General features: G+C 71.7%; 22 protein-coding genes. 12 read left to right on the top strand and 10 right to left on the bottom strand.

Going from position 1 to position 24,127, the window contains the following annotated elements; translation table 11 throughout:
• Positions 1–157: 157 nt before the first annotated feature.
• Both ACTOQ2_RS30645 and ACTOQ2_RS30640 read left to right on the top strand, forming a co-directional pair.
• Positions 158–1,279: a sensor histidine kinase gene (locus ACTOQ2_RS30645; RefSeq protein WP_440104287.1), complete on the top strand. Its 1,122-nt coding sequence runs from the start codon at positions 158–160 to the stop codon at positions 1,277–1,279.
• 116 nt (positions 1,280–1,395) lie between these two features.
• Positions 1,396–2,058, top strand: coding sequence for a response regulator (locus ACTOQ2_RS30640; RefSeq protein WP_440104284.1), 663 nt, complete (start codon positions 1,396–1,398; stop codon positions 2,056–2,058).
• A gap of 55 nt (positions 2,059–2,113) precedes the next feature.
• Here the strand turns inward: ACTOQ2_RS30640 and ACTOQ2_RS30635 are convergent, their stop codons facing one another.
• On the bottom strand, positions 2,114–2,947 hold the full coding sequence (locus tag ACTOQ2_RS30635) for a helix-turn-helix transcriptional regulator (protein ID WP_440104283.1): 834 nt from the start codon (positions 2,945–2,947) through the stop codon (positions 2,114–2,116).
• Positions 2,948–2,988: 41 nt separating this feature from the next.
• Positions 2,989–3,921 (bottom strand): SDR family oxidoreductase, encoded by a 933-nt coding sequence (locus ACTOQ2_RS30630; RefSeq protein ID WP_440104281.1) that lies wholly within the window; start codon positions 3,919–3,921, stop codon positions 2,989–2,991.
• A gap of 410 nt (positions 3,922–4,331) precedes the next feature.
• Between ACTOQ2_RS30630 and ACTOQ2_RS30625 the strand changes: the two genes are divergently transcribed.
• Positions 4,332–5,333, top strand: a complete 1,002-nt coding sequence (locus ACTOQ2_RS30625) for a hypothetical protein (protein ID WP_440104279.1) — start codon at positions 4,332–4,334, stop codon at positions 5,331–5,333.
• Between the two features lie 89 nt (positions 5,334–5,422).
• On the opposite strand, the gene ACTOQ2_RS30620 is transcribed toward ACTOQ2_RS30625, so the two are convergent.
• Complete coding sequence (locus ACTOQ2_RS30620) at positions 5,423–6,577, bottom strand: alkaline phosphatase PhoX (RefSeq protein ID WP_440104278.1); 1,155 nt, start codon at positions 6,575–6,577, stop codon at positions 5,423–5,425.
• Between the two features lie 198 nt (positions 6,578–6,775).
• On the opposite strand from ACTOQ2_RS30620, the gene ACTOQ2_RS30615 reads away from it, so the two are divergent.
• A complete protein-coding gene (locus ACTOQ2_RS30615) occupies positions 6,776–7,414 on the top strand; it encodes a TetR/AcrR family transcriptional regulator C-terminal domain-containing protein (RefSeq protein ID WP_440104276.1) in 639 nt (212 codons plus the stop codon).
• Positions 7,415–7,494: 80 nt separating this feature from the next.
• Here ACTOQ2_RS30615 and ACTOQ2_RS30610 read toward each other — a convergent pair whose 3' ends face one another.
• Complete coding sequence (locus ACTOQ2_RS30610; RefSeq protein ID WP_440104274.1) at positions 7,495–7,725, bottom strand: hypothetical protein; 231 nt, start codon at positions 7,723–7,725, stop codon at positions 7,495–7,497.
• A gap of 376 nt (positions 7,726–8,101) precedes the next feature.
• On the opposite strand from ACTOQ2_RS30610, the gene ACTOQ2_RS30605 reads away from it, so the two are divergent.
• On the top strand, positions 8,102–8,959 hold the full coding sequence (locus tag ACTOQ2_RS30605; protein ID WP_440104272.1) for a helix-turn-helix domain-containing protein: 858 nt from the start codon (positions 8,102–8,104) through the stop codon (positions 8,957–8,959).
• A gap of 20 nt (positions 8,960–8,979) precedes the next feature.
• Positions 8,980–9,207 carry a DUF397 domain-containing protein gene (locus ACTOQ2_RS30600; protein WP_440104271.1) on the top strand — a complete coding sequence of 76 codons (228 nt, stop codon included), beginning with the start codon at positions 8,980–8,982 and terminating at the stop codon, positions 9,205–9,207.
• Between the two features lie 194 nt (positions 9,208–9,401).
• Here the strand turns inward: ACTOQ2_RS30600 and ACTOQ2_RS30595 are convergent, their stop codons facing one another.
• Positions 9,402–9,755, bottom strand: a complete 354-nt coding sequence (locus ACTOQ2_RS30595) for a hypothetical protein (protein ID WP_440104268.1) — start codon at positions 9,753–9,755, stop codon at positions 9,402–9,404.
• 191 nt (positions 9,756–9,946) lie between these two features.
• Between ACTOQ2_RS30595 and ACTOQ2_RS30590 the strand changes: the two genes are divergently transcribed.
• Positions 9,947–10,726 (top strand): arylamine N-acetyltransferase family protein, encoded by a 780-nt coding sequence (locus ACTOQ2_RS30590; protein WP_440104266.1) that lies wholly within the window; start codon positions 9,947–9,949, stop codon positions 10,724–10,726.
• 158 nt (positions 10,727–10,884) lie between these two features.
• Entirely contained in the window at positions 10,885–11,313 is a 429-nt protein-coding gene (locus ACTOQ2_RS30585; protein ID WP_440104264.1) for an ester cyclase, read from the top strand.
• Positions 11,314–11,427: 114 nt separating this feature from the next.
• Here ACTOQ2_RS30585 and ACTOQ2_RS30580 read toward each other — a convergent pair whose 3' ends face one another.
• Positions 11,428–13,206 (bottom strand): ABC transporter ATP-binding protein, encoded by a 1,779-nt coding sequence (locus ACTOQ2_RS30580; RefSeq protein ID WP_440104261.1) that lies wholly within the window; start codon positions 13,204–13,206, stop codon positions 11,428–11,430.
• Between the two features lie 78 nt (positions 13,207–13,284).
• Here ACTOQ2_RS30580 and ACTOQ2_RS30575 point away from each other — a divergent pair, with 78 nt between their 5' ends.
• Positions 13,285–13,701, top strand: coding sequence for a MarR family winged helix-turn-helix transcriptional regulator (locus tag ACTOQ2_RS30575; RefSeq protein ID WP_440104259.1), 417 nt, complete (start codon positions 13,285–13,287; stop codon positions 13,699–13,701).
• Positions 13,702–13,817: 116 nt separating this feature from the next.
• On the opposite strand, the gene ACTOQ2_RS30570 is transcribed toward ACTOQ2_RS30575, so the two are convergent.
• A complete protein-coding gene (locus tag ACTOQ2_RS30570; protein WP_440104257.1) occupies positions 13,818–14,876 on the bottom strand; it encodes an amidohydrolase family protein in 1,059 nt (352 codons plus the stop codon).
• Between the two features lie 142 nt (positions 14,877–15,018).
• On the opposite strand from ACTOQ2_RS30570, the gene ACTOQ2_RS30565 reads away from it, so the two are divergent.
• Positions 15,019–17,118: a M6 family metalloprotease domain-containing protein gene (locus ACTOQ2_RS30565; protein ID WP_440104256.1), complete on the top strand. Its 2,100-nt coding sequence runs from the start codon at positions 15,019–15,021 to the stop codon at positions 17,116–17,118.
• Between the two features lie 387 nt (positions 17,119–17,505).
• Positions 17,506–19,983 (top strand): NB-ARC domain-containing protein, encoded by a 2,478-nt coding sequence (locus ACTOQ2_RS30560; protein ID WP_440104254.1) that lies wholly within the window; start codon positions 17,506–17,508, stop codon positions 19,981–19,983.
• An 86-nt stretch (positions 19,984–20,069) separates the two neighbouring features.
• Here the strand turns inward: ACTOQ2_RS30560 and ACTOQ2_RS30555 are convergent, their stop codons facing one another.
• Complete coding sequence (locus tag ACTOQ2_RS30555) at positions 20,070–20,942, bottom strand: hypothetical protein (RefSeq protein WP_440104252.1); 873 nt, start codon at positions 20,940–20,942, stop codon at positions 20,070–20,072.
• 160 nt (positions 20,943–21,102) lie between these two features.
• On the opposite strand from ACTOQ2_RS30555, the gene ACTOQ2_RS30550 reads away from it, so the two are divergent.
• Positions 21,103–21,900 (top strand): tyrosine-protein phosphatase, encoded by a 798-nt coding sequence (locus ACTOQ2_RS30550; RefSeq protein ID WP_440064437.1) that lies wholly within the window; start codon positions 21,103–21,105, stop codon positions 21,898–21,900.
• Positions 21,901–22,032: 132 nt separating this feature from the next.
• Here the strand turns inward: ACTOQ2_RS30550 and ACTOQ2_RS30545 are convergent, their stop codons facing one another.
• Positions 22,033–23,106: a Gfo/Idh/MocA family oxidoreductase gene (locus ACTOQ2_RS30545; protein ID WP_440104251.1), complete on the bottom strand. Its 1,074-nt coding sequence runs from the start codon at positions 23,104–23,106 to the stop codon at positions 22,033–22,035.
• Between the two features lie 96 nt (positions 23,107–23,202).
• The gene (locus ACTOQ2_RS30540; RefSeq protein WP_440064434.1) at positions 23,203–24,111 is read right to left on the bottom strand and encodes a proteasome assembly chaperone family protein; all 909 of its coding nucleotides are present in this window, start codon (positions 24,109–24,111) and stop codon (positions 23,203–23,205) included.
• Positions 24,112–24,127 lie beyond the last annotated feature (16 nt).

The raw sequence follows: 24,127 nt of genomic DNA, 5'->3' as shown, positions 1-24,127 counted from the left end.
CGGTCGTGTCCGGTGCCGGACGTGTTCGCTCCTGTACAGGAGACCGGCGGGCGGGCCGGGGACAACGGAAATCCGGAGAGGGATTCCGCGTCCTTCCCCGTCGCCCGTACCGGTCGGGCCCGCGATGGGGCGGTGACCGATCTGCGATACTCCGGAAGTGCGCCGTTCGTCCCGCAGCCCGCTCCGGCTGGTCGCCGACGTCGCCGTCTCGCTCGTCGTGGGGCTGTATCTGGTCGCCCTGGTGATGGACGAGGTGGTGCCGCGCGCCGGGCCGCTGGTGATCCTCGGGATGGTCGCGGGTGCGGCGCAGGGCGTGGCGCTGTGGTGGCGGCGTTCCCATCCGGTGCCGGTGATGGCGATCGCGCTCGCCGGAGGGGCCCTCGTCCACTTCCTCGCGCCGCAGGGGATCTTTCCGTTCGCGGGCCTCATCGCACTCGGCTCGCTGGCCGCCGCCCGGCCGCCCCGCGTGTCGCTGCCCGCCCTCGCGGCGCTGCTCGCGCTGACCGCGTCGAACTTCCTCACCGCCTCCAGCGAGGAGGCGCAGTTCGCGATGGCGTTCCCGGTCGTCGCCTGGGCGCTCGGCGAGGTCGTGCGCAACCGGCGCGTGGCGATCGACCAGGAGTCGCGCAGGGCGGTCGGCGAGGAGCAGGCGCGGATCGCCCGGGAGGTGCACGACGTGATCGCGCACAGCGTCTCGGTGATCGTCGTGCAGGCGGCGGCGGCCAACGACGTCTTCGACGAGCGCCCCGACCAGGCGCGCGCCGCGCTGCGCTCGATCGAGGCGGCGGGGCGCGACGCGCTCGGGGAACTGCGCCGGCTGCTGGCCGTGGTACGGCCGGAGACGGGCGAGGAGCCGCTCCGGCGGCCGGGACTCGACCGGCTCGGGGAGCTCGTGGAGCCGTTCCGCGCCGCCGGCCTGGAGGTCGCGGTGCGCAGGGAGGGAACCGGCGCCGGTACCGGTGGTGCGCTGCCGGCCGGGGTCGACCTCTCCGCCTACCGGATCGTCCAGGAGGCGCTCACCAACACGCTGCGTCACGCGGGCGCCGGCCGTGCGGAGGTGACCGTCAGGGCCGCCGCGGGGATGCTCGAACTGGACATCCTCGACGACGGGCGCGGGAGCGGCACGGGTGACGAGGGGGGTGGCGACGGCGGCACCGGCCACGGGATCGCGGGGATGCGCGAGCGCGCCGCGATGCTCGGCGGCACCCTTGACGCGGGCCCGCTGCCCGGCGGCGGGTTCCGCGTCCACGCTCGCCTGCCGTTGGAGGCGGTGCGATGAACGTTCGTGTCCGTCTGCCGTTGGGAGCGCCGCGATGAACGTTCGTGTCCGTCTGCCGTTGGGGGCGCCGCGATGAACGTCCGTACCCGCGCTCGCCTGCCGTTGAGGGCGGTGCGATGAGCATCCGGGTGGTGATCGCCGATGACCAGGCGCTGGTCCGCGGCGGCTTCCGGATGATCCTGGAGGCCAGGGCGGATCTCGAGGTGGTCGGCGAGGCCGGGGACGGCGGGGAGGCCGCGATCCTGGTCGAGCGGCTGAGGCCCGACGTCGTCCTGATGGACGTGCGGATGCCCGGCGTCGACGGGCTGGAGGCGACCCGGCGGATCGTCGCCTCGGGAAGTCAGGCCCGGGTCATCGTCCTGACCACCTACGACGTCGACGAGTCCGTGTTCGCCGCCCTGCGCGCCGGGGCGAGCGCGTTCCTGCTCAAGGACGTGCGGCCCGCCGAGCTGGTGGAGGCGATCCGCGTGGTGGCGCGCGGCGACGCGCTGCTCGCGCCGTCGGTCACCCGCAGGCTGCTCGACCGTTTCGTCACCGTTCTGCCTGGTCCCGGTGGCTCGCCGCCCGATCTCGGCCCGCTGACCGGGCGGGAGGTCGAGGTGCTGCGGCTGGTCGCGCACGCGCTGTCCAACGCCGAGATCGCCGAGAGGCTCGTGCTCACCGAGGCCACGGTCAAGACGCACGTCTCCTCGGTGCTGCGCAAGCTCGGCCTGCGCGACCGGGTCCAGGCCGTCGTCCTCGCCTACGACGTGGGACTCGTGCGCCCGCGCTCCACCTGAACGAGGACCGGGTCCGCAGGGAGCCGCGCTCCGTACGGCCCGGACGGGTGCGGATTCAGACGCGCAGGTCGCCGAGGGCCGGGAGCAGCTGGAGCTTCTCGTGGCTCTCGCTGCCCGGCACGGCGGTGAAGACCAGCAGCATCTGGGACTGGTCGGGGTCGACCAGGGTCTGGCAGTGCAGTTCCAGCAGGCCGAGCCGCGGGTGCAGGATGCGCTTCGGCCCGCAGAACGGGCCCAGGACGGGGTGCTCGTGCCAGAGCGCGGCGAACTCCGGGCTCGCGGCCAGCAGCGCGTCGACCAGCGCGGCCGCGCGCGAGCCCCTGCCGTCCCGCGTGTACGCGTCGCGCAGGCTGGCGGTGAAGAGGCGGTCGTGCGTCGGGTGGTCGTCCTCGGGATAGATCAGCCGCGCGGCCGGGTCGGTGAACCAGCGGTAGTGCATGCTGCGCGCCATCCCGGTGTGGACGCTCTCGTCGCCCATCAGCGCCACCGCGAGCCGGGTCTGTTTGAGCGTCTCGCCGAGATGGCTCATCACCTGCGCGGGGGTGTCCTCCAGCCGGTCGAAGATGCGCATCATCCCGGGGTTGATGTGGTCGCCGCGGAAGACCCGCCGCGGGGTGGCGTGGCCGGCGAGGCGGAACAGGTGGTCGCGCTCCTCAAGGGAGAGGTGCAGTCCCCGGGCGATCGCGGCGAGCATCTGCTCGGACGGGTTGGGCCCGCGCCGCTGCTCGATCCGGCTGTAGTAGTCGGCGGACATGCCGCACAGCGCGGCGACCTCCTCGCGCCGCAGCCCGCCGGTGCGCCGCCGCCGCCCGCGAGGCAGCCCGACGTCCTCGGGTTGCAGCGCCTCCCGCCGGGTGCGCAGGAACTCGGCCAGCTCGGCCCTGTCCATCGATGAGTCTCCCCTTTCCGGGAACGGCCGCCGTGAGGATCTCAGGCGGAGGCGAATTCGACCCTGGCCAGCCGCTCGGAGACGTCCCAGAGCCGGGCCGCGGCGGCCTCGTCACGGGCCGGCCTGTAGACGGCCAGCTCGGTCGGGCCCCCGGTGAACTGGCCGAAGCCGTCAGGCCCGTAGAGGCGGCCTCCCTGCGCCCGCGGGTCGGTGGCCGCGTACAGGGCGGGGAGCGCGCCCTTGTCGACGGTCTGCACGAACAGGCCCACGCGGGAGAGCCGCGTCATGATCGCCTCAAGCGGTGAGGGGCGCTCGCGGCCCAGGTTGGGGCCGGACGCGTAGAGGTTCGTCAGGGTCGTGCCGGGGTGCGCGACGTTGCTGACGACGCCCCAGCCGCCGGCCCGGCTGCGCCGGTCGAGCTCGAGGCCGAACATCAGGTTGGCCAGCTTCGACAGCCCGTACGAACGGATCGGGGAGTATTTCCGCTCGCCCTGCAGGTCGTCCCAGTCGATCTTGGCGGTGCGGGCGGCACTGCTCGACATGGTGGTGACGCGGGCCCGGCCGGCGCGCAGCAGCGGCAGGATCCCGCCGACCAGCGCGACGTGGCCGATGTGGTTCGTGCCGAACTGCAGCTCCAGGCCGTCGGCCGTGGTGTGCCGGATGGGGGGCGACATGACGCCCGCGTTGTTGATCAGGATGTCGACCGGCCGGCCCTCGGCGATCAGCTTCTCCGCGAGCGCCGCCACGGAGTCCAGCGAGGCCAGATCGAGCTCACGGAGGGAGACCGTCGCTCCGGGAGCCGCCGCGCGGACACGCGCGACGGCCGCCTCGCCCTTGACGGGGTTGCGGACCGGCAGCACGAGCTCGGCGCCCGCCTGGGCCAGGCGTACGACCAGGCCGAGGCCGACGCCGTCGCTCGCACCGGTCACCACGGCGAGTTTCCCGGTCAGATCGGGCACGGACACGTCTTTCATGATAACTCCCTGGTCAGAGGCCATTTCCGGTCGAAGCAAGCGTCGCAAACGCCACGGGACGGGTCCATGTCGCGCTTATCCACGGATCACCTGTCCGTGGATGAGCGGATGAGCGGCCCGGCGCGTGCCGCCGTCTCCGTCCCAGGAGGGAGAGGCGTGGCCGGGCTCGGTCCGGAGGAGGGGGCGAAGGCCGCTCCTGCGTTCGATGCGCGCGGGGGCCGCCCGGATCTAGCGTCACCGCCATGACCGGAAACCCTCCCGACGACCCACGGCCCGCGACCCGGACGGACCGGATGACCCGGATGTCCGAGACGGCCCGGACATCTCATGCGCCCCAGACGTCCCAGACGGATCAGGCGGATCAGGCGGATCAGGCAGCTCAGGCGGCTGAGGCGGCTCGAACAGCTCCGGTGGCTCCCGGCGGGCGTCCGGGGACGTTACGGCGCATCGCGCCCGCCCTCGGGCTGTTCCTTCTCTCCCCGCTGGTCGCCGAGTACCTGCTCGGCAACGTCCCCTCGTCCGACATCTGGGGCCTGGTCATCCTCGCGCCGATGTACGGCGGCGGCGCGATCATCATCCGCGAGGTGGTCCGGCGCACCGGGCGCGGCTGGCCGGCGATCATCCTGCTGGCGTGCGCGTACGGCGTGCTCGAGGCGACCCTGATCGACCAGACCCTCTTCAACCCCGCCCCGCTGTTCGAGGGGGACGTCTCCCGCGCCGCCACCCTCATCCCGGCACTGGGTCTCAGCGCGACCAACGCCGTGGGGTTCACCGCCGGACACGTGATCTGGAGCATCGGTGTCCCGATCGCCCTCGTCGAGATCCTGGTGCCCCGCCGGGCCACCACCCCCTGGCTGGGCGTACCCGGCCTGATCGTCACCTGTGTCGTGTTCGTCCTCGGCTCCCTCGTTCTCTTCGGCGGCATCTACGACGACAGCGGATTCATGGCCTCGCCGCCGCAGCGGATCGGCGCCGCCGTCGTGGTCGCGCTCCTGGTCGTCGCCGCGTTCCTCGTCGGGCGGCGCCCTCGTCTGATGACGGGCGGGCGGACGCCGGGGCTCTGGCAGGTGGGCGCGCTGGGGTTCGTCGCGTCCGCGGCGTTCTTCTTCCGTCCCGAGGACTGGTGGGGGGTCGCCGCGGGCATCGCGCTGCTCGCCGCGATGACGGTCGTGATCAGCCGGTGGTCGCGACGCGAAGGCTGGGGCGCCGAGCACCGGCTCGCGCTGGCGGGCGGCGCGCTGCTGACCTACGCGCTCGGCGGCTTCCTCCTGCTCATGCTGCACGGCACCGCGAACACCGCCAACCTGACCGGCCAGGTGATCCTCGTCCTCGGCGCGCTCACCCTCTTCCTCGTGGCCCGCCGGACCGTGCGCGGGACGTCCGGCACGCGAGGAACGGCCGGGGTGGGGTGACCCCGGCGCGTTCCGCGAACGGCGCCCGGCGCCCGGCCAGGACGCCGGGCGCCGCCAGGGAGGACCGTCAGGGCCGCGTCAGGGCCGCGTCAAGGCTGGGCGCGGAAGGGGCCGATCACCTCGTAGGTGATGCCGCCGCTGCCGGTCGACGATCCCGAGGTGCCGCGCTGGGAGGAGAAGTACAGGCGCGAGCCGTCCGGCGAGAACGCGGGACCGGTGACCTCGGAGGAGGACTGGCCGAGGATCCGTAGGAACGGCGCCACGACGCCCTCGGAGGTGATGACGTTGATCTCCATGTCGCCGCCGTCCTCGGCGACGAACAGGTCGCGGCTGTTGGGCGCTCCGGTGATGTTGTCCACGCCGGTCAGCGGGGCGATGCCGCCGGTCACCAGCGAGTCGTCGTAGGCCAGGTCGAGGGTGGAGGCGGCGGTGTCGTACGCCCAGACCCGGTTGTCGCCCTTGGTGGTGAAGTAGCAGACGCCGCGGTCGTACCAGCAGCCCTCGCCGCCGTCGAAGTGCTTGGCCGCGCCGACCTGGCGCCGCGTCGCGACGGGGAAGCCGTCGCGGTCGGGGATGTCCTGCCAGGTCACCGGGCCGGTGACCTGGCCGGCCGGGGCGCAGAGCACCTGGAGCCTTCCGGTGCGCAGGTCACCCCAGGTGTCGGGGACGAAGCGGTAGAAGCAGCCGTCGTCCTCGTCCTCGGTGAGGTAGACGACCTGTCGTACGGGGTCGCAGGCGGCGGCCTCGTGCTTGAAGCGGCCCAGCCGGGTGCGCTCCTCGCCGGAGCGCCCGCCCGCGGGCCAGGTCTCGAAGACCCGGCCGAGCGCGATCTCCTCGCACGACAGCCAGGTGCCCCACGGGGTCGCGCCACCGGCGCAGTTGAGGTTGGTGCCGGACAGGATGCGGTACGCCGAGGTGATGGAGCCGTCGGCGGCGAAGCGGACCGCGGAGGCCCCTCCGGCGAGCGGGATCTCGGAGTTGGACACGTAGATCCAGCCGGCGCCGTCGGGGAAGCACGCCCCGCCGTCCGGCGCCCAGTGCCAGGTGTGGCCGGCGACCCGCTGCCCGGATCGGGCGATCACCCGGCTGGCGAACCCCGGCGGGAGCTGGATGCCGTTCGCGTCCGCGGCGAGCAGGCCGCCGTACGGGCTGGGTCCTGGCTGGGCGACGGCGCCGAAGGCCTGTCCCCACAGCGCTCCGGAGAACGCCGCGCCCCCGCCTCCGATGACAGCAGCGCGTAACACGGTCCGACGATCCATCGTTGCCTCCGGGTTGGCCGATACATGGTCATCAGCCGGAACGTAAATCGCTCAGGCGACCTTCGCCACCCCTTGGCGTGAACACGAGGTGATCTTCTGGAGCCCGGCTCGCGCGGATCCGCGGTCCGAGCGCCTCGGGCCCGGTGAAGTTATCGTCGATAACGGGACGTGGGGAGGCAACGGATGCGACACACGCGCGCCACGGTGATGCGTACGGCACTGCGGCTGCTCGACGAGGTCGGGCTCGACGGGCTGACCACCAGGCGGCTGGCGCAGGAGCTCGACGTGCGGTCACCGGCCCTGTACCGCCACTTCGGCAGCAAGCGGGAGCTGCTCGACCACATGGCCGCGGCCATGGTCGAGGACGCGTTCGCGCACCTGGCCCGCCCGGGACCGGGCCAGGACTGGGCCGGCTGGCTCGCCGAACGGGCGCGGGCACTGCGCCGGAGCCTGCTGACCTACCGCGACGGCGCGCGGCTGCACATCGGCACCCGGCCCGTCGGGAACCAGGTCGCGATCTCCAACCTCGTGATCGACGTGCTCGGCGAGGCGGGCTTCCCCCCGGCGGACGCCCGGCGGGCCGTCCTGGTCGTCAGCCGCTACACCGTCGGGTGGGCCGTCGAGGAGCAGGCGAGCGCCGACCGCCCGGCACCGGGGGAGTCCCGCGAGGCGGCCGACGCCGACTTCGAGTACGGGCTGAGCGCGATCCTGGCGGGTCTGCGCGCGAGCCTGGACGGTGTCAGCGCTGTTCGTGTGAGCCCGGACGGTGTTCGCTTGAGCCAGGATGGTGTTCGTTTTTGCCCGGACGGTGAGGCCCGCTGACGCGGTCCTCGTTCAGGCTCACGCGGCGCCGGGCGACCATCTGGCGCGGCCAGGCCGTCGCCGCACAAGGACGTGGCCGATCAGTTGTCGGCCTCTCCGAGCCAGACGAGATCGGAGCGGAGCCGGTACGCGGCGCTGTCGGCGCTTTGCCAGCTGCCGAACCCCCGAGCGGTCACCCCGACGGTAGCCGCCTCCCCGCCAGGCAGGGCCAGCCCGTACGCCACCACCTCCGCGACGCCCTCTCCTTCGTGGTCGCCGAACTCCTGGACCAGCGCGAACGCGCGAGGCAGGCCACCGGCCAGTGCCCGCACGTCATCTCTGGTAGGCCCGGCATTCTCGGGAAAGGCGTCTCCCCCGCCTCCGTTTGCCGCCTCCAGCGAGCTCGTGCCGTGATAAACAATCGGGTGGTCGGAACCGTTGAAGTGCTCCATCTCGGGTGTTTCCTTTCCGGCCGCCGGGACCGGGGCGGGCGTGGCCTCCAAGCGAAGCCCACCCCGGTCCCTTCCTTTTCTTGGAATCTGTGCGCCTACATGGCGATTTCCTAGTCAACCCCCTGCGATCTCTTGCACTCACCGTCACTGGATCGCTACTTTAGGTATGCTGACACACAGTAATGGGAGTTCACAAGCTGTGTAGCTCAAGCGGCGAAATCTTGAACTGTGCAGCACAGTCTGGAGGGGGTTGGGCATGGCTGCTCCGAAGTGGGTGACACTCCGAGCGCAGTGGCTCGGTCAACAGCTTCGCGATCTTCGTGAGGCCAACGGCATACTGCTCAAGGACACTGCCGAATACCTGCAGCGTGATCCTTCTACGGCGGGCCGCTTCGAGTCCGGCGAGTATCCGATTCGCAGGCCCGACCTGATGGCGCTACTTGATCTCTATGGTGTCGCCGACAGTCATCGCCGCGAAGGCTTGATGAAGCTGAGCCAGGAGGTCTGGCAGAAAGGCTGGTGGGACGGATACGCGGGGGAGGTCGCCGGAGCGTTCGTCGATTACGTATGGCTGGAGTCCCGGGCGCGTGAGATCCGGGCTTTCGACAACACTCTGCTGCCCGGCCTGCTCCACACCTCGGCATATGCGCGAGCGGCGATCACGGCGGCTGAGTACGACGCGAAAGGCGGGCAGATCGATCGCTGGGTCGAGCTCCGCACGACTCGTCAAGGGATTCTCGCAGGAGACGACCCACCCCGCTTGCTGTCGATCATCGACGAGTCGGTACTGCGCAGGCAGGTCGGTGGTGCCGTATGTCTGGCGACGCAACTCGAGGAACTGGCCAGGCATGCCGTCCGGCCGAACATCGAGATCCGCGTCCTGCCGTTCAGTGCCGGGGCGCATGCCAGTCCAAGCGGCGCGTTCCGAATTTTCACGATGGAAGAGCCGTTTCCCGAGGTCGGCTACGCGGAGACCCCGAAAGGGGCTATTTATATTGAATCGCCAGATACTCAGCGCTTCATGCGGACGTACGATGAACTGCAGGAGCTGGCTCTGCCTCCTGAGGAGTCAGCTGTGCTGATCTCTGCGATAGCAGAGGAACTATTGCGGTGAACGCGAGGAAAGGGCGTGAAATGCCTGATTCCACGAACCTGGCCCACGTTGCCTGGCGCATCAGTACGAAGAGCGACAACGGTGGCGGGAGCTGTGTCGAGGCCGGGCCGCTGGGCGACGGCAGCGGGCGGGTCGCCGTACGGCACAGTCACCGACCCGACGGCGAGGTGATCGTCTACACCCGCGCCGAGTGGGAGGCGTTCGTCGGTGGCGTCAAGGACGGGGAGTTCGACTTCTCCGCCACGTGAGACGCGCGACGGCGGCCTGAGCCCGCCGTGGTGCGGGTGACGCCACGAGTTGCCGCATGAACGTCTCCGCGTCTCACGCCAACGAGCGATCATCGACCAAGAGACGCTCGAACGGCCCCTGGAGATGACCGGATACCGGGGACGGAAGGTGCCGCCGCTGCCACTCGCTGGAACAGTTGCCAGGGAAAGCGACGCTACTGCCAGTCCCGCACGCACGTGCAGACGGCCCACGCCGAGATCCGTTGCCCGATCGCGTCGGTGACCACCACGTCGATTCGCACGTCGCGGCCAGGAGTGCAGCCGAGTCGCAGAACGTGGCCGGTGAACTGCGCCTTGTGGACGCCGTCCTTGTACCACTCGTAGGTATACGGGGTGACGCCGCCCTCCACGGTGATCGCGCACCAGATGAGGCTGCCACCCGGATCGCAGTCCCACGCCGAGACCGCCGGTGAGGTGATTGCCTGAGCGTTCGACGCCGCACCGCCGGTGAGAACCAGCAGCAGGGCGAATGGGAGAGTGGCGACCGCTGACCGGAGCTTCCTGCGCATGGAATGACTCTCGTTCTGAGGTGAATCTACTCATATGTCGTACCACGCAACGCTTGCTTTTGACAGGGGAGACCTTGTCGACGAATTCGAGGCCCATGCCAGGACACCGAAGTTCACGCCGGAGGCGATACGCGACCTTGCTTTGTCGGCAGTGGAATCCGGCGGGCACCGGAACGTGGTTTGCTTGCCCCATGGACGAGTCGCAGATCACTCATTATCTGGACAGATTAGGCGTCACCCGGCCCGCGGAGCCGGATGTTCGGAGCCTGCGGGCCCTGCAGCTCGCGCACCTGAGGACGGTGCCGTTCGAGAATCTGAGCATCCATCTCGGTGAGACGATCTCCCTCGACTCCGACGCGCTGTTCGACAAGGTCGTCGGCCGTCGTCGCGGGGGCTTCTGCTACGAGTTGAACGGGTTGCTCGCCGAACTGCTGACCGGTCTCGGTTACCGGGTCACGCTGCTGGCCGCCAGGGGCTTCAACGGCAGCGTGCCGGGGCCGCTCTTCGACCACCTGGTGCTCCGCGTCGATCTCGACGAGCCGTGGCTGGTCGACGTCGGGTTCGGCGACTTCGCCGACGAGCCGCTGCGGCTCGACGAGCGCGCGGAGCAGAAGGACGGCGGGGGCGTGTTCCGGATCACGCCCGCTCACGGCGACCACGGCGACCACGGCGATCTCGACATCACGCACAACGGCGACCCGGCCTACCGGCTGACCGCCCGGCCCTACGAGCTGGCGGACTTCGTCCCGACGTGCTGGTGGCAGGCGACCTCCCCGCGGTCGCACTTCACCACGGCGCCGGTCTGCTCGATGCGTACGGCCCGGGGCAGGACCACACTCCGCGACCGCAGGCTGATCCAGACCGTGGACGGCGAGCGCACCGAACGCGTCCTGGACGAGACCGAGCTCCTTCCCGCCTACCTCGACCATTTCGGCATCACGCTCGACCGGGTCCCGCCCGCCGGAGCGTGAGTTCCCGGCGGGAGATCATCGCGTCGCGGGCGCTCCCGGCCGGACGGCGTGGCCGGCCGGGAGTGGATACGCCGCAGGCCGGAGGGGTAGGGGGGATCAGGCCGTGCACACGACGCGTCGATGGCGTCGGTTCGTTCACCGGGGCAGAGGGGGTCGGGATGTCGGAGCAGGCGGAGATCGAGGACGCGCTGGTGGACGCGGCGAACGATCATGACCTGGAGGCGATGATGCGGTGCTACAGCCCGCAGGCCGTCACCGTCGCTCCGGGAGGCGTGGCGGAGGGCCACGACCAGATCCATTCGTACTACGCGCATTTCTTCGAGGCGTTCCCGGATCTGCGCGTGACGGTCTGGTCCGCGGTCGAGGAGGGCGACGGCATCGCGCACGAATGGTCGATAGCCGCCACCCACGTGGGCTCCTTCCTGGCGCCCGGCGCCGTTCTCCCGCCGACGAACCGGAGAATTCGCATCCGCGCCGGCAGCGTCCGCACCGTGGAGGGCGGGCTCATCCTCAGCCATCGCATCTACTACGACCAGCTGGAACTGCTCTCCCAGCTCGGAGTCGGGCTCGCCCTCGAAGGACACTAGGGCCTGTGCGGGGTCCGGGATCACGATCGGCCGGGTCCCGCCCGCCGGAGCGTGACCTCCCGTCCCCGGCTCGCGTGATGACGAGGGTGGGACGGGCGCGGAACGTGACCTCGGTCAGGCGGAGGTGAGGGAGCGGTCGCGGTTGACGAGGGCGGCGTAGGGGCCGTCGGCCGCGAGGAGCTCGTCGTGGGTGCCGCGTTCGACGACGCGGCCGTGGTCGAGGACCGCGATCTGGTCGGCGTCGCGGATCGTCGACAGGCGGTGGGCGATCGTGATGGTGGTACGGCCGTGCGACAGGGCGTCCAGGGCCTCCTGGACGGCGCGCTCGGTCTGGGTGTCGAGGGCGCTGGTGGCCTCGTCGAGGATGAGCACGGGCGGGTCGCGCAGCAGGGTCCTGGCGATGGCCAGGCGCTGCTTCTCGCCGCCGGAGAAGCGGTAGCCGCGCTCGCCGACCACGGTGTCGTACCCGTCGGGCAGTGACGCGATGTGGTCGTGGATCCGGGCGGCCCGCGCGGCGGCGACGATCTCCTCGTCGGTGGCGGAGGGTTTGGCGAACCGCAGGTTGTCGGCGATCGAGGAGTGGAACAGGTAGGTCTCCTGCGAGACGACGCCGACCGTCTCGGCCAGGGCCTCGAAGGTGAGGTCGCGCACGTCCACCCCGTCGATCGTGACCCGGCCGCTCGTCACGTCGTACAGGCGGGGCAGCAGGTAGCTCAGCGTGGTCTTGCCCGAGCCGGTCTCGCCGACCACGGCCAGGGTGGTGCCCGCGGGGACGGTCAGGTCGACGTCCGAGAGGGTCGGGGCCTCGCCGTAGGAGAAGCCGACGTGCTCGAAGCGGATCTCGCCGCGTACGGTCTCCGGCGTGCGGGTGCCGGGGTGGATGTCCACCGGCAGGTCCAGATACTCGAAGATCCGGCCGAACAGCGCCAGGGAGCTCTGCACGTCGACGCCGAGCCGCAGCAGTGACACGGCGGGCCGGAACAGGTTCATCTGGAGCGTGGTGAAGGCGACGACGGTGCCGATGGAGACGGCCGAGGTCAGCCCGGTGGCCCAGTAGATCACCGCGGGCATGGCCGCCATGATGATCTGGATGGTGGACTGCCGCCAGCGCCCGGCCATGCTGGAGCGGACCTCCAGGTCGGCCAGCTCGTCCGAGGCGGTGGAGAACCGGCCGGTGAGCTCGGGGCCGCGGCCCATCGTCCGGCCCAGCAGGATGCCGCTGATCGACAGCGACTCCTGGACCATCGACGACAGGGCGGCCATCTTCCGCTGCCGCTCGGAGGTGATCTTCCTGCGTTCCCGGCCGACCCTGCGGCTGATCGCGACGAAGACGGGGAGCAGCAGCAGCGACACGATGGTCAGCCGCCAGTCCAGCACGAGCATCGCGATGATCGTCGCCACCACGGTGGTCAGGTTGGAGACCATCGAGGCCGCGGTGGAGGTGACCACCAGCTGCATGCCGCCGATGTCGCTGGCGATGCGCGACTGCACCTCGCCGGTCCGGGTGCGGGTGAAGAAGGCCATGGACATGCGCTGCAGGTGGCCGTAGACGCTGGTGCGCAGGTCGTGCATGACGCGCTGGCCGACCCCTGTGGAGATCAGCGTCTGGACGACGTCGAGCACGCTGGTGACGACGGCGACCGCGACCATGCCGAGCGCGAGCAGCGTCAGCAGGCCGGTCCTGCCGTGCGGGATGGCGTCGTCGAGGACCGAGCGGAGCATGAACGGCGAGGCGAGCGAGACGAGCGAGGACAGCCCGATGAGGGCGCCCACGACGGCGAGGCGGCCCCGGTAGGGGCGGAACAGGCCGACGACGCGCCGCAGGGGCGCGCGGGGCTCGTCGTTCATATCGGGTGTTTCGTGCCGTACGGCACTTCCGGTTTGTTTGGTCATGGAACTCCTTTGCGATGTTTACTCAAACAGAGGTTACCTCACATTCATTCCAGGCGACACTGGGATAAGTTCGGCGCTGTGGAGACGGAACTGGCCGACCTGGTGCACGGTGTCGGCCATCGACTGCGGCGGGGGTACGGCGAGCGGCTCGGCCCGCTCGGCCTGAGCCCCGGCCAGGCGCGGGCGCTTCGGGTCATCGTCGACTCCGAGCCGCCGCTGAAGATGGTGCAGCTCGCCGAGAGGCTGCGGATCGTGCCGCGCTCGGTGACCCCGGTGGTCGACGCTCTGGAGGAGGCCGGACTGGTCCGCCGCGAGGTCGACCCCGCCAACCGCCGTTCCACCCTGCTCGTGGTCACCGGCGAGGGCCGCGAGCGGTACGAGCGGGTGCGCGAGGCGCGCAGGCGGGTGGCCGAGGAACTGTTCTCGGTGCTCACCGCCGAGCAGCAGGACCGGCTCAGGGAGCTGCTGGGCACGGTCGACGCCCAGCACGTCTAGCCCGCCGTCCGGCCCCGGCCGGTGCCCGTTCTCGGGTCGACGTTCGGTCCCTGGCCGACGCCGGTTCTCCGGTCGATGTCGTTCTCCGGCCGGGCGACCGGGGAGAGTCCACCGGGTCAGGCCAGCCGCTTGGTCTCCGCGTCCTCGGCCTTCGCCTCGGTCCGGTCGAGGCGCCAGCGCGGCCGGCCGCCCACGAACGTGGCCACGCACCGGCCCGGCCCCTCGTGCAGCAGGAGGGTGTAGGCGTCCCGCTCGCCGGCCTCCACGGCGAAGACGGCGAAGTCCGCGCGGCCGCCCCGGTCCAGGGAGCCCAGGCGGCCGGGGCCCTCTGCCATGCCCAGCGCCCGCGCGCCGCCCAGCGTCACCGCCTCGACCAGGAGCCGGTCGTGGCCCGGCGCGTGGGAGAGCGCGCGGGCGACCGACAGCGGGTCGCCGCCCGTACGGGTGCCGACGGCGATCGCGCTCCCGCCGTCGAGGAGACCCTCGGCGGCGAACGGCGACGAGATGGCGATCACCGTGCCGCGGACCGCGAGAAGCTTGCGGTCGGCCTCGTCCAGCGGGCCGGAGATCGCGACGTGACAGCCCGCGCCGAGCACTCCCACCTCGTCGAGGAACCCGACCGGGTGGCGGCCGGGCTCGGCGTGCAGCCGGAGGCCGAACGTTTGCGACAGGACGGCGAGGTCCTCCATGACGTGAGGGTCGGGGGAGTGGGCGGCGATGCCGATGACGCCCGGGTGGTCGACCTCGCGGATCGCGGTGATCAGCCGGTCGCGGCCCTCGTTCTCCCAGCGCTCCTCGTCCTCGTAGCGGGTCTCCAGGTAGGTCACGCCGCCCAGCCCGGTCTCGCCGAGGATGGAGGCCGCGTCGAGGTCCGCGGCGACGCCTCCCGCCGCGGTGACGCCGTGCACGGACGGCGGGGCGGACGCCCTGTCGAGCCGGAGGTTCGCGTCGATCAGCCCCGGCACGATCATGCCCGGCCAGCGGGTCGGGGACAGAAGGGGGTGGGCGGCCTCGATCTCGGCGCGCGGCCCGACCCGGACGATCCGGTCGCCCCTGACGACGATCGCCCCGTCCCTGATGGGAGGGCTCGTGACGGGCAGGACGAGGGGGGCGCAGTGAACGGAGACGATTCCCCGGGGGCGCGTGCCGATGATCCGCCCGGCACGCGTCGACATAGGCACTCCTGTGAGTTCGTCCCCTTTGGAGAGGTTAAGGGGAGTGACGGTAGATCTCAAATGCATCTCCGGCCAAGGACTCTCCACTTTCCTGACAGAAGATTGTTGATCTATCTAAAAACGGTCGATACCGTCTTTTAGCGTGATACGACCCCCCAGGTTGCTGAAAGTGTTGCTCGCCGCGATCGTGCTGATCCCCATCGGCCTCACCTCCGTTCCCGCCTCCGCCGACCCCGCCCCCGAGCCCGAACACCCCTGGCGCCTGGACCACTGGCCCCGGACCCAGCCCTGGCAGCAGGACGCCCCCGAGGCCGGGGCCGCGCGCCGCGCCGACCCCGCGGGCCCGGCGCCGATCGACCCGCAGAACTGGAAGAACCCGGACCACATGACGTGGGCCGACTACCGCAAGCCCCCCGGCACCAACTGGGCCGACCCCGCGGTCAAGGGGTCCAAGCGCACCTTCCGCGGCGCGCTCGTCCTGGCCGACTATCCCAACCAGCCGTTCGTGGTCACCCAGCCCCAGGGCTCGACCGTCTTCAGGAACCCCAGCGCCGAGGCCCACGACATCCCCCGCGACCAGGTCGCCCAGTTCTACAAGGACTTCCTCAACACCCCCAACGAGCTCAACCGGGGCCACACCATCCACGAGTACTGGATGGAGGACTCGGGAGGCCGCTACGGCGTGGAGCTGACCGCGTTCGGCCCGTTCCAGATGCCGGGCAAGTCGCACGAGTACGCGATGGAGTTCCAGGGCGGCACGGCCTGCCCGGCCGGCGACACCTGCACCCGGAACATCAGGACCGACGCGCGGGCGGCGTGGGTCGGCTCCGTCGGCCAGGAGATCCCGGCCGGCTTCGACTTCGTCTTCTACCTGAGCGCGGGCCAGGACGAGTCGGCCACCTGGCAGGAGTTCGGCCCGATCAAGTTCCCGACCAAGGAGGCGGTGACCGACGACTTCGGCCCGCCCGACCCGGCCCTGCCCAACTGGGCCAGGACCCGCTACGTGGAGTGGACGTCCTGGGCCTCGGCCTCGTCCATCTGGCCCAACGCCGGGGGCGGCTCCTCCACCCAGGCCGAGAGCTCCGGGCAGGGCGTCTACGCCCACGAGCTCAGCCACATCCTCGGCATCGGCGACAACTACAACAACCCGTTCGGGGTGCCACCGCGCCGGGCGTACACCGGCATCTGGGAGATGCTCAGCCGGGGCAGCTTCAACGGCCCCGGCGGCCCGCACAGCCGCTGGCTGATCCCGCCCACCTCGGGCGGCTCGATGGGCGCCCAGCACATGCTCCGCAACAAGATCAAGCTGGAGATGGTGGACGAGGCCAACGTGCTGCGCCTGTCCAGGGAGGCGCTGGCCGAGTCGGGGCTCGTCGTGGCCAAGGTGACGGCCCGGGTGGCCCAGCCGGGACCCACCGGCCTGTCGGGGGTCAACATCGCCTTCGGGAACGGCGACCGCAGCCCGGCCTGTGACGCGAACACCGACCCGTTCTGCGACGGCGGCGGCTACGACAACTACACCGTCGAGGTCGTGGACAGGATGGGCGCCGACTCCTTCACCCCCGACTCCGGCGTGCTGCTGGCCAAGACCAAGAACGAGGACCGGGCGCCGTTCGAGTGGGTCGTCGACGCCAACCCGCAGGACATCGGCATGACCGACTACGTGCTGCCGGACGGCACCGCCGTGCCCATCACGGTCGGCGACTACCGCCAGCTGTCGGACGCGCTGTTCCACGCGGGCACCGGCTCGGGCTCGGAGTTCGAGTACGTGGACCAGGCCAACCGGCTCCACTTCTACGTCCTCGACCTCAAGCGCGACCGCAAGGGCATCCTGTCGTACACGGTGGCGATCCGCTCCCTGGACGGCGCCGGGCCGAACAAGCGCGGCGTGAAGGTGCTCCCGTCCGTCGGCGTCCCGTCAGGAAAGGACCTGACGTCCTGCCGCTTCCCGCTGTTCAACACCGGCAGGGCCGCCCAGGCGCGGGGGCAGCACCCCGAGGACGTGAGCGCCTACCTCAAGGGTGACGTCTACCGGCTCTCGGCGACCGTCGACGGCCGCGGCTGGACGGCCTCGCTGCCCAACGAGCTCGCGACCGCCGACTCCGGCGAGAACACCGTGGTCACCGTGAACGCCCGGCGCGGGTCGGGAGGCGCTCACCTCGCCAAGGTGACCCTGACCGCCACCTCCGAGAGCGACCCGTCCAAGACCGCCAAGGCGACCTGCCTCGCACTGGGGCGGTAGGGCGGCGGAAGGCCGGACGCGTCACCCGGGCGCCGTGGCAGGGCCCGGGTGACGCGAAGGGCACTTCGCGCGAGGGCGCCCGCGAACCCGTGAAGGGCGCGCCCGCGCGGGGGCGCCTCGGAAAGAGGCGTCCGGGACAAGCGGGTCCACTCGCCGGCGACCGTGAAGGCACGCGGCCACCGGCATTGCATCTGGTTGAATCAATCATGGGAGAACGCGCCGGCCGGGACGGGGACCGCGGCGTGCCGTGGTCTTCGCCGAGGGGTGTGGATGGCCGGGCCGTCGAACGTACCTGACCAGCATGGTCCGAAACCGCCGAAACCGCCGAAACCGCCGAGACGCAGGATCCCGCTGGCGGCGCCCGCCGCGGCCGGCCTCACCGCGGCCGTGGCCAGCATCCTGGCGACCTCGCTGGACGTGTGGGACCTGCCCACCGAGGCCAAGGTCGGCGTCACCGCGGTCGCCGGTCTCCTGGTCGGCCTGCTCACCTGGGCGACGGCCGGCTCGCGGTCCGGGGAGCGGGACGCCGGTGTCGCCGGGACGCCGTGGCGTCCGCCCGACCAGTGGCCGCCGGTCTCCGCGCACTTCACCGGCCGTACCGAGTCGCTGGCCGAGCTGCGCGAGGTCTTCGCCGAGCGCCGCCGCGCCCGGGACCAGGCGGGGAGCGCCTCGCCGCTGGTCGTCTCGGTGTACGGCAGGGGCGGGGTGGGCAAGTCCATGCTCATCGCGAGGTTCGGGCACGAGATCGCCGGCAGCTTCCCCGACGGGCGTCTCTACGCCGACCTGCGCGGCGAGGTGGAGGCTCCGGTCGTTCCCGAGGAGGTGCTGATCGGCTTCCTGCGCGCGCTCGGCGTGCGGCTCACCACCGACCCGGGCGGCCTGGCCGAGCTGCGCACGCTCTGGCTGACCTGGACCAAGGGCAGGCGCATCCTGATCTGCCTGGACAACGCCCACGACGGCGACCAGGTCAAGGACCTGATCCCGGCCGAGGCCGGCTGCGCGGTGATGGTCACGTCGAGGCAGCCGCTGTTCCTGCTCAACACCTACGACAAGCGGCTGTCGGTGTTCAGCGAGGCGCAGGGCGTCGAGCTGCTGGCGCGGCTGGCCGGGGACGACAGGGTCGCCGCCGACCTGGAGTCGGCCCAGGAGATCGTACGGATGTGCGACCACCTGCCGCTGGCCATCAGCATCTGCGGCGGGCGCCTGGCCACCCGGGAGAACTGGACCCTGCGCCGCCTCGCCGACCGGCTGAGGGACGAGCGCAGCCGCCTCGGCCAACTGGAGATCGGCCGCAGGCTGGACAAGAGCGTGCGCGCCTCCCTGCAGCTGAGCTACGACGACTGCACCGGGCTCCAGCGCCGCCTGCTGCGGCTGCTCAGCATGGTCAGCGCCCCCGACGTGCCCGGCTGGGTGGCGGGGGAACTGCTCGCCACCTCCGAACCCGAGGGCGCCGACCAGCTGGAGGCGCTCATCGACGCCCAGCTCGCCGAGTGCTCGGGCATCGACCTGTCCGGGGTGATGCGCTACCGGCTGCACGACCTCGTCAAGATCTTCGCCCGTGAGCTGGCGCTGTCCGACGACGACGAGAGTCACCGCAGGGCGGCCGTCGAGCGGGTCCTGTCCGGCTACCGCCGCCGCGCGGAGGCCGCGGCAGTGGCCCGCTGGCCCCAGGACTGGGGGCGCAGGGCCAAGCCCACCGGCGCGGAGCCCGCCCCGGCGGCGACGCGTGAGCAGACCTCGGCGGCCGACTGGCTCAACGCCGAGCGGCTCACCCTGGTCGCCGCGATCGGCCAGGCCAGGAGCATGGAGATGTGGGAGCTGGCCTGGGGACTCGGCCGGGCCTTCTGCTCGCTCTGCCACTCCCTGCGGGCCTACTGGTCCGACTGGCGGGCGGTCGCCGAGATCCTGTGCGAGGCCGCGGACCACATGGGCGACCCGCGGGCGGTGGGCATCGCGCTGCTGGACCGGTCGGCGGTGGCGGGCGGGCAGGGCGGTCACCGCAGCGCCAGGACGGACGCGGAGCGGGCACTGGAGATCTTCATCGACCTCGGCGAGACCTGGTGGGCGGCGCGGGCGATGCGCGCGGTCGGCATGGCCCTGTTCAACGACGGCCACCTCGACCGCGGACAGGGCCACCTCATCGGCGCCATCACCGCCTTCAAGGGTGAGGACGACCGCTGGTGGGTGGCCAGGACCCAGCGCAACCTCGCCGAGCTCCGGCTCGCCCAGCGCAGGCCGAAGGAGGCGCGGGAGCTGCTGGAGGACGCCCTGGCGGTGTTCGAGCGCGACCGCAACCGCTACTCCGAGGCACAGACGCTGCGCGCGTACGGCGAGGTGCTCGGCGCGACGGCCAGGGAACTGCACGCCGCCGGCGACGTCCGCGCCGCGGGTGAGGAGTTCGCGAGGGCCGGGTTCAGCCTGGACCGGGCCGCCGAGATGTTCCGGCTGCGGGGGGAGCTGTGGGAGGAGGCCAGGTGCCTGCGCGCGGCCGGGGAGGTCGGCAACCCGGCCAACGCGCTGCGCGAGCTCACCTACGTGCGCCGGGCCACCGAGATGCTCACCGCGCTCGGCGACTCCTGGGGCGTCGCCAGGTCCGAGCTGTCGGCGGGGCGCGCCCACGGGCGGCTGGGCCGCACGCGCGAGGCGCAGGAGTCGCTCCTGCGGGCGGTGCACGACTTCGGGGAGCTGGGCGACCGCTGGTGGATGGCGAGGAGCCTGCGCTACCTGGGGGAGGCCCACCTGGAGGCGGGGGACCGGGAGGCCTCGGTCTCCGTCCTGCGGCAGGCCCGGAGCATCTACCGCAGCCTTGGCAATCAGGCGGGGATGGACAGCACCCTGGAGCTCTTGCGCCGCGCGGAAGGCTGAGAGCGTACGCGGGGACGGACGGCACTTTGGGGCTCCCCGCCGCGCGGACGGCTGGGAGCGTACGCGCGGCCGGGGGAGCCGGGGCGTCAGGACTCGGCGGCCGTCAGCAGGTGCCGGGCGGCGTCGCGCGCCTCGTCGATGCTCTCGTGGAACAGCTTCCTGACCTGCTGGGCCTGCTCGGTCAGGTGCTCCAGCCCGGGGAGGGTGAGCGCGTCCTCCGCGGTCTCCGCGACCAGCGCCTCGTACTGCGGGGTCCGCTCGGCGAGCACCTGGAGCTGCCGGTAGGCGCGGTAGACGCCGTCGGCCTTGCGGACCTGCCTGGCGTACTCCTCCAGCGCGCGGACCCGCCTGGTCAGTGAGATCTCGGCGGTCTCCAGGGCCTTGACGTAGGGGGTGAAGGCCTCGGCCACCTCGGGCGGAGGCGAGCCCGGTACGAGCCGGTTGTGCTCGGACCTCATGTCCGACAGCCGCACCAGTTTCCTGGCGATCTGCCAGGTCTGGTCGGGCAGGGTCACCGCGTTGTCGATCGTGTCGAGCAGGCGGGCCCGGTTGATCTCGGAGTTGAGGACCGCCTCGGTGGCGTCCTGCGTGCGGCGCAGCAGGTCACCGCAGTCGTCGTCGAGGTCCTCCGGCAGGATGAACCTGTCCTTGTGCTCCATGGCCACCCGGACGCGCCGCCGCTCCCGCCGGTTCTCGGGGTCGTCGCTCAGGCCGCGCAGCGCGGAGAAGGAGATCAGGACGAGGACGGCGATGAAGCCCACCGTGGCGCTCAGGCTCGCCATGAGCAGCAGGAGCCCGGCGATCGCGATGAGTTTGACGGGGTCGGGCCCGCCGCGGCGGGGGACCTGTCCCAGCCGGGCCGCGCGCAGTGCCTGCGGGCTGGCACGTAAGACCGAGGAGATCGGGTCGGGCAGGGCCGGATCGATCAGCAGGTGCGGGGGGCGTCTCCTCGGATCCACGCGACCTCCTCGTGACGGGGTACCGGCGGGTCCTTCCACTGTCCCCTATAGATAGAGGTATGGCGCATTTATGGATGGCATATGAGGACATCGGTAATTACGGAAACCGGCGCCGGGTGTTAACTGCCCGCGCGTAAAGCGACGTATAAACTCGAAGGCGATGAACGACTTAACGCGTTGGATCGATCTCGAAGGTGCCGCCAACGTCCGCGACCTCGGCGGGCTCGCCACGGTGGACGGCGGGACCACACGCTTCGGCCGGATCTACCGGTCGGACAACCTGCAGGGGCTGACCGGGCGGGACGTCCGGCAACTCGTCACCGACCTGAAACTCCGCAACGTCGTCGACCTGCGCTCGGGCGCCGAGGTGCGCCTGGAGGGACCGGGGCCGCTCACCGAGGTGCCGGAGGTGAGCATCCACCACCACACCCTGTTCGCCGAGGGCGGCGTGTACACCGACGTCGAAGCCGACACCATCGAGGGCGACAAGGTGCTGCCCTGGACCGAGCGGGACGAGGAGGATCTCGCCGAACTCCGGGTGACCGGGTTCTACTACGGCTACCTCCGCGACCGCCCCGACTCGGTGCTGGCCGCGCTGCGCGCCATGACCCGCGACGAGGGGGCCGCCCTCGTCCACTGCGCAGCGGGCAAGGACCGCACCGGTGTCCTCTGCGCCCTCGCGCTCGAGGTCGCCGGCGCCACCCGCGAGGCGATCGTCGACGACTACGTCGCCACGGCCGACCGCATCGAGGGCATTCTGGTGCGGCTGCGCTCCAGCAACACCTACCGCACCGACCTCGACACCCGCCCGGCCGACGACCACCGCCCGAGGCCGGAGTACATGGAGCAGTTCCTGAGCGTCCTCGACGACCGGTTCGGCGGCCCGCTGGAGTGGCTCGCCTCGCACGGCTGGACCGAGGCCGACTCGCGGACCCTCCGCGCCCGCCTGCGCGACTAGCGGTTCCCCAGGACGAGCCCGCCCGCGCGTGGCGGTTCCCCAGGGCGAACCCGCTCGCGGGCAGCGGTTCTCCGGCAGGACGGGCCCGCCCGTGCGAACCAGGGGTTCTCCAGGTCGAGCCCGTCCGCTCGGCTAGGGGTTCTCCAGGACGACGACCCGGCGCTCGGCGGCCGAGCGCCGGGCGGCCTCCAGCACGGTGAGAGCCTCGACGACCTCTCCGGGGGCGACCGGTGGAGGGGCGCCCTCGCGCAGGCACGCCAGCACGGCCCGGTAGAAGCCGGCGTAGGCGCCGGGCTCCGTGGGGACGGCACACACATCGCCACCGGAGCCACCGGAACCCGCGCCGCCGTCCGCGCCGAGAGTGCCCCACCGCTCGGCCGGCTCCTCGCCGAAGCCGGGGGAGGCGGGGGTCAGACCGGCGCGCAGCTGCTCCTCCTGCACGTCCAGGCCGTACTTCAGGTAGCCCGCCCGCGAGCCGAGCACCCGGAAGCGGGGCCCCAGCCGGGGAGTGACCGCGCTGACCCACAGGTGCGAGCGGGCCCCGCTCGCGTGGGAGACGGCGATGAAGGTGTCGTCGTCGGCGTTCACCCCGGAGCGGCGCACGTCAGACTCGGCGTAGACGTCGACGGCCGGGCCGAGCAGCCGCAGGGCCTGGTCGACCAGGTGGCTGCCGAGGTCGTACAGCAGCCCGGCGACCTCCTCGGTCCCGCCCGTCTCGCGCCAGCCGCCCTTCGGCACCGGCCGCCAGCGCTCGAAACGCGACTCGAACCGGGTGACCTCGCCCAGCTCGCCCGCCGCGACCAGGCGCCCGAGCGTGAGGAAGTCGCCGTCCCAGCGCCGGTTCTGGAACACGGTCAGCATCAGGCCCAGATCGCGCGCCAGCTCCGCCAGGGCGCGCGCCTCCGCGGCGGTCGCGGCCAGAGGCTTGTCCACCACCACCGGCAGGCCCGCCTTCAGCGCGGCCTGCGCCAGCGGGACGTGAGTGCGGTTGGGGGAGGCGATCACGACCAGGTCGACGGAGTCCCACAGCTCGGCCGCGTCCCGGACCGCTCGCGCGCCGTACTTCCCCGACACCTCGGCGGCCCGCTGCGGGTCACCGGTGACCACCGCGGACAGTCTCAGGCCGGGCGTCGCGGAGATCAGCGGGGCGTGGAAGAACGCCCCCGCCACCCCGTACCCGACGAGGCCCACGCGCAGGTCGGTCATCGCGCGGCCAGGGAGCCGGTGGACGGGGTGCCGGTGGGCAGGGCGCCGGCGGTCAGGGTCTCGTGCGGGTGCCCGGTCCCGTCCCCGGCGCGGAGGTCAGTCACCGCGCTGCTCGTCACGCTCGGCCAGGAACGCCTCGAACTGGGCGGCGAGCTCGTCGCCGGTCGGCATCTCCGAGGACTCGGCCATCAGGCTCTCGCGCTCGGAGCCCGCCGCGAACGCGTCGTACTGCTGCTCCAGGCCGGTGATGGCGGTGGACAGCTCCTGGGAGGCCTGGATCTGCTCGGCGATCTCGGCGTCGGTCTTCTCCGCGGCCTCGCGCAGGCCCTCCAGCGGGAACACCAGCCCGGTGCTCCTGGTGACCGCCTCCAGGGCGGTCACCGCGGCCGACGGGTATTCGGCCTGGGCCAGGTAGTGCGGCACGTGCACGGCGTAACCGAGGGCGTCGTGCCCCTTGGCGCCGAGCCGGAACTCGATCAGCGAGGCGACGCTGCCGGGCACCTGGACCTTGCCGAAGGCGCTGGTCTGGCCGGTGACCAGCTCGGGGCGGCTGGCGTGGCCGGTGACGCCCAGCGGGCGGGTGTGCGGGACGGCCATCGGGATGCCGTGGACGGTCACCAGCCTGCCGACGTTCAGCCGGGTGACCAGCGTGCCGACGGCGGCGGTGAACAGCTCCCACTCCCGGTCCGGCTCGGGGCCGCTGAGCAGCAGGAACGGGGTTCCGGTGGTGTCGTGCAGGAGGTGCAGCGACAGCTCGGGGCTCTCCAGGTCCACCCAGTGGTCGGTGTCGAAGGTCATGGTGGGCCGCCGGGAGCGGTAGTCCAGCAGGCGGTCCACGTCAAAGGTCGCGACGACCCGGTGCTCCAGCTCGTCGAGCAGGTGGGTGATGGCGAGCCGCCCGGCGCCGCCCGCGTCCACGAACCCGTCGAAGTGGTAGAGCAGCACCGGATCGGTCAGCTCAGGGACGTCTCCGCTGAGCCGGTAGAGATCCGTCGGGTCGAACACCGTTTTCCAGCCTTTC

The organism is Streptosporangium sp. H16 (assembly GCF_051918855.1).
In the GTDB taxonomy this organism is placed as follows: Bacteria; Actinomycetota; Actinomycetes; order Streptosporangiales; family Streptosporangiaceae; genus Streptosporangium.
The sequence above is the reverse complement of the archived record's forward strand: the minus strand, read 5'-3'. Positions and strand labels throughout refer to the sequence as shown.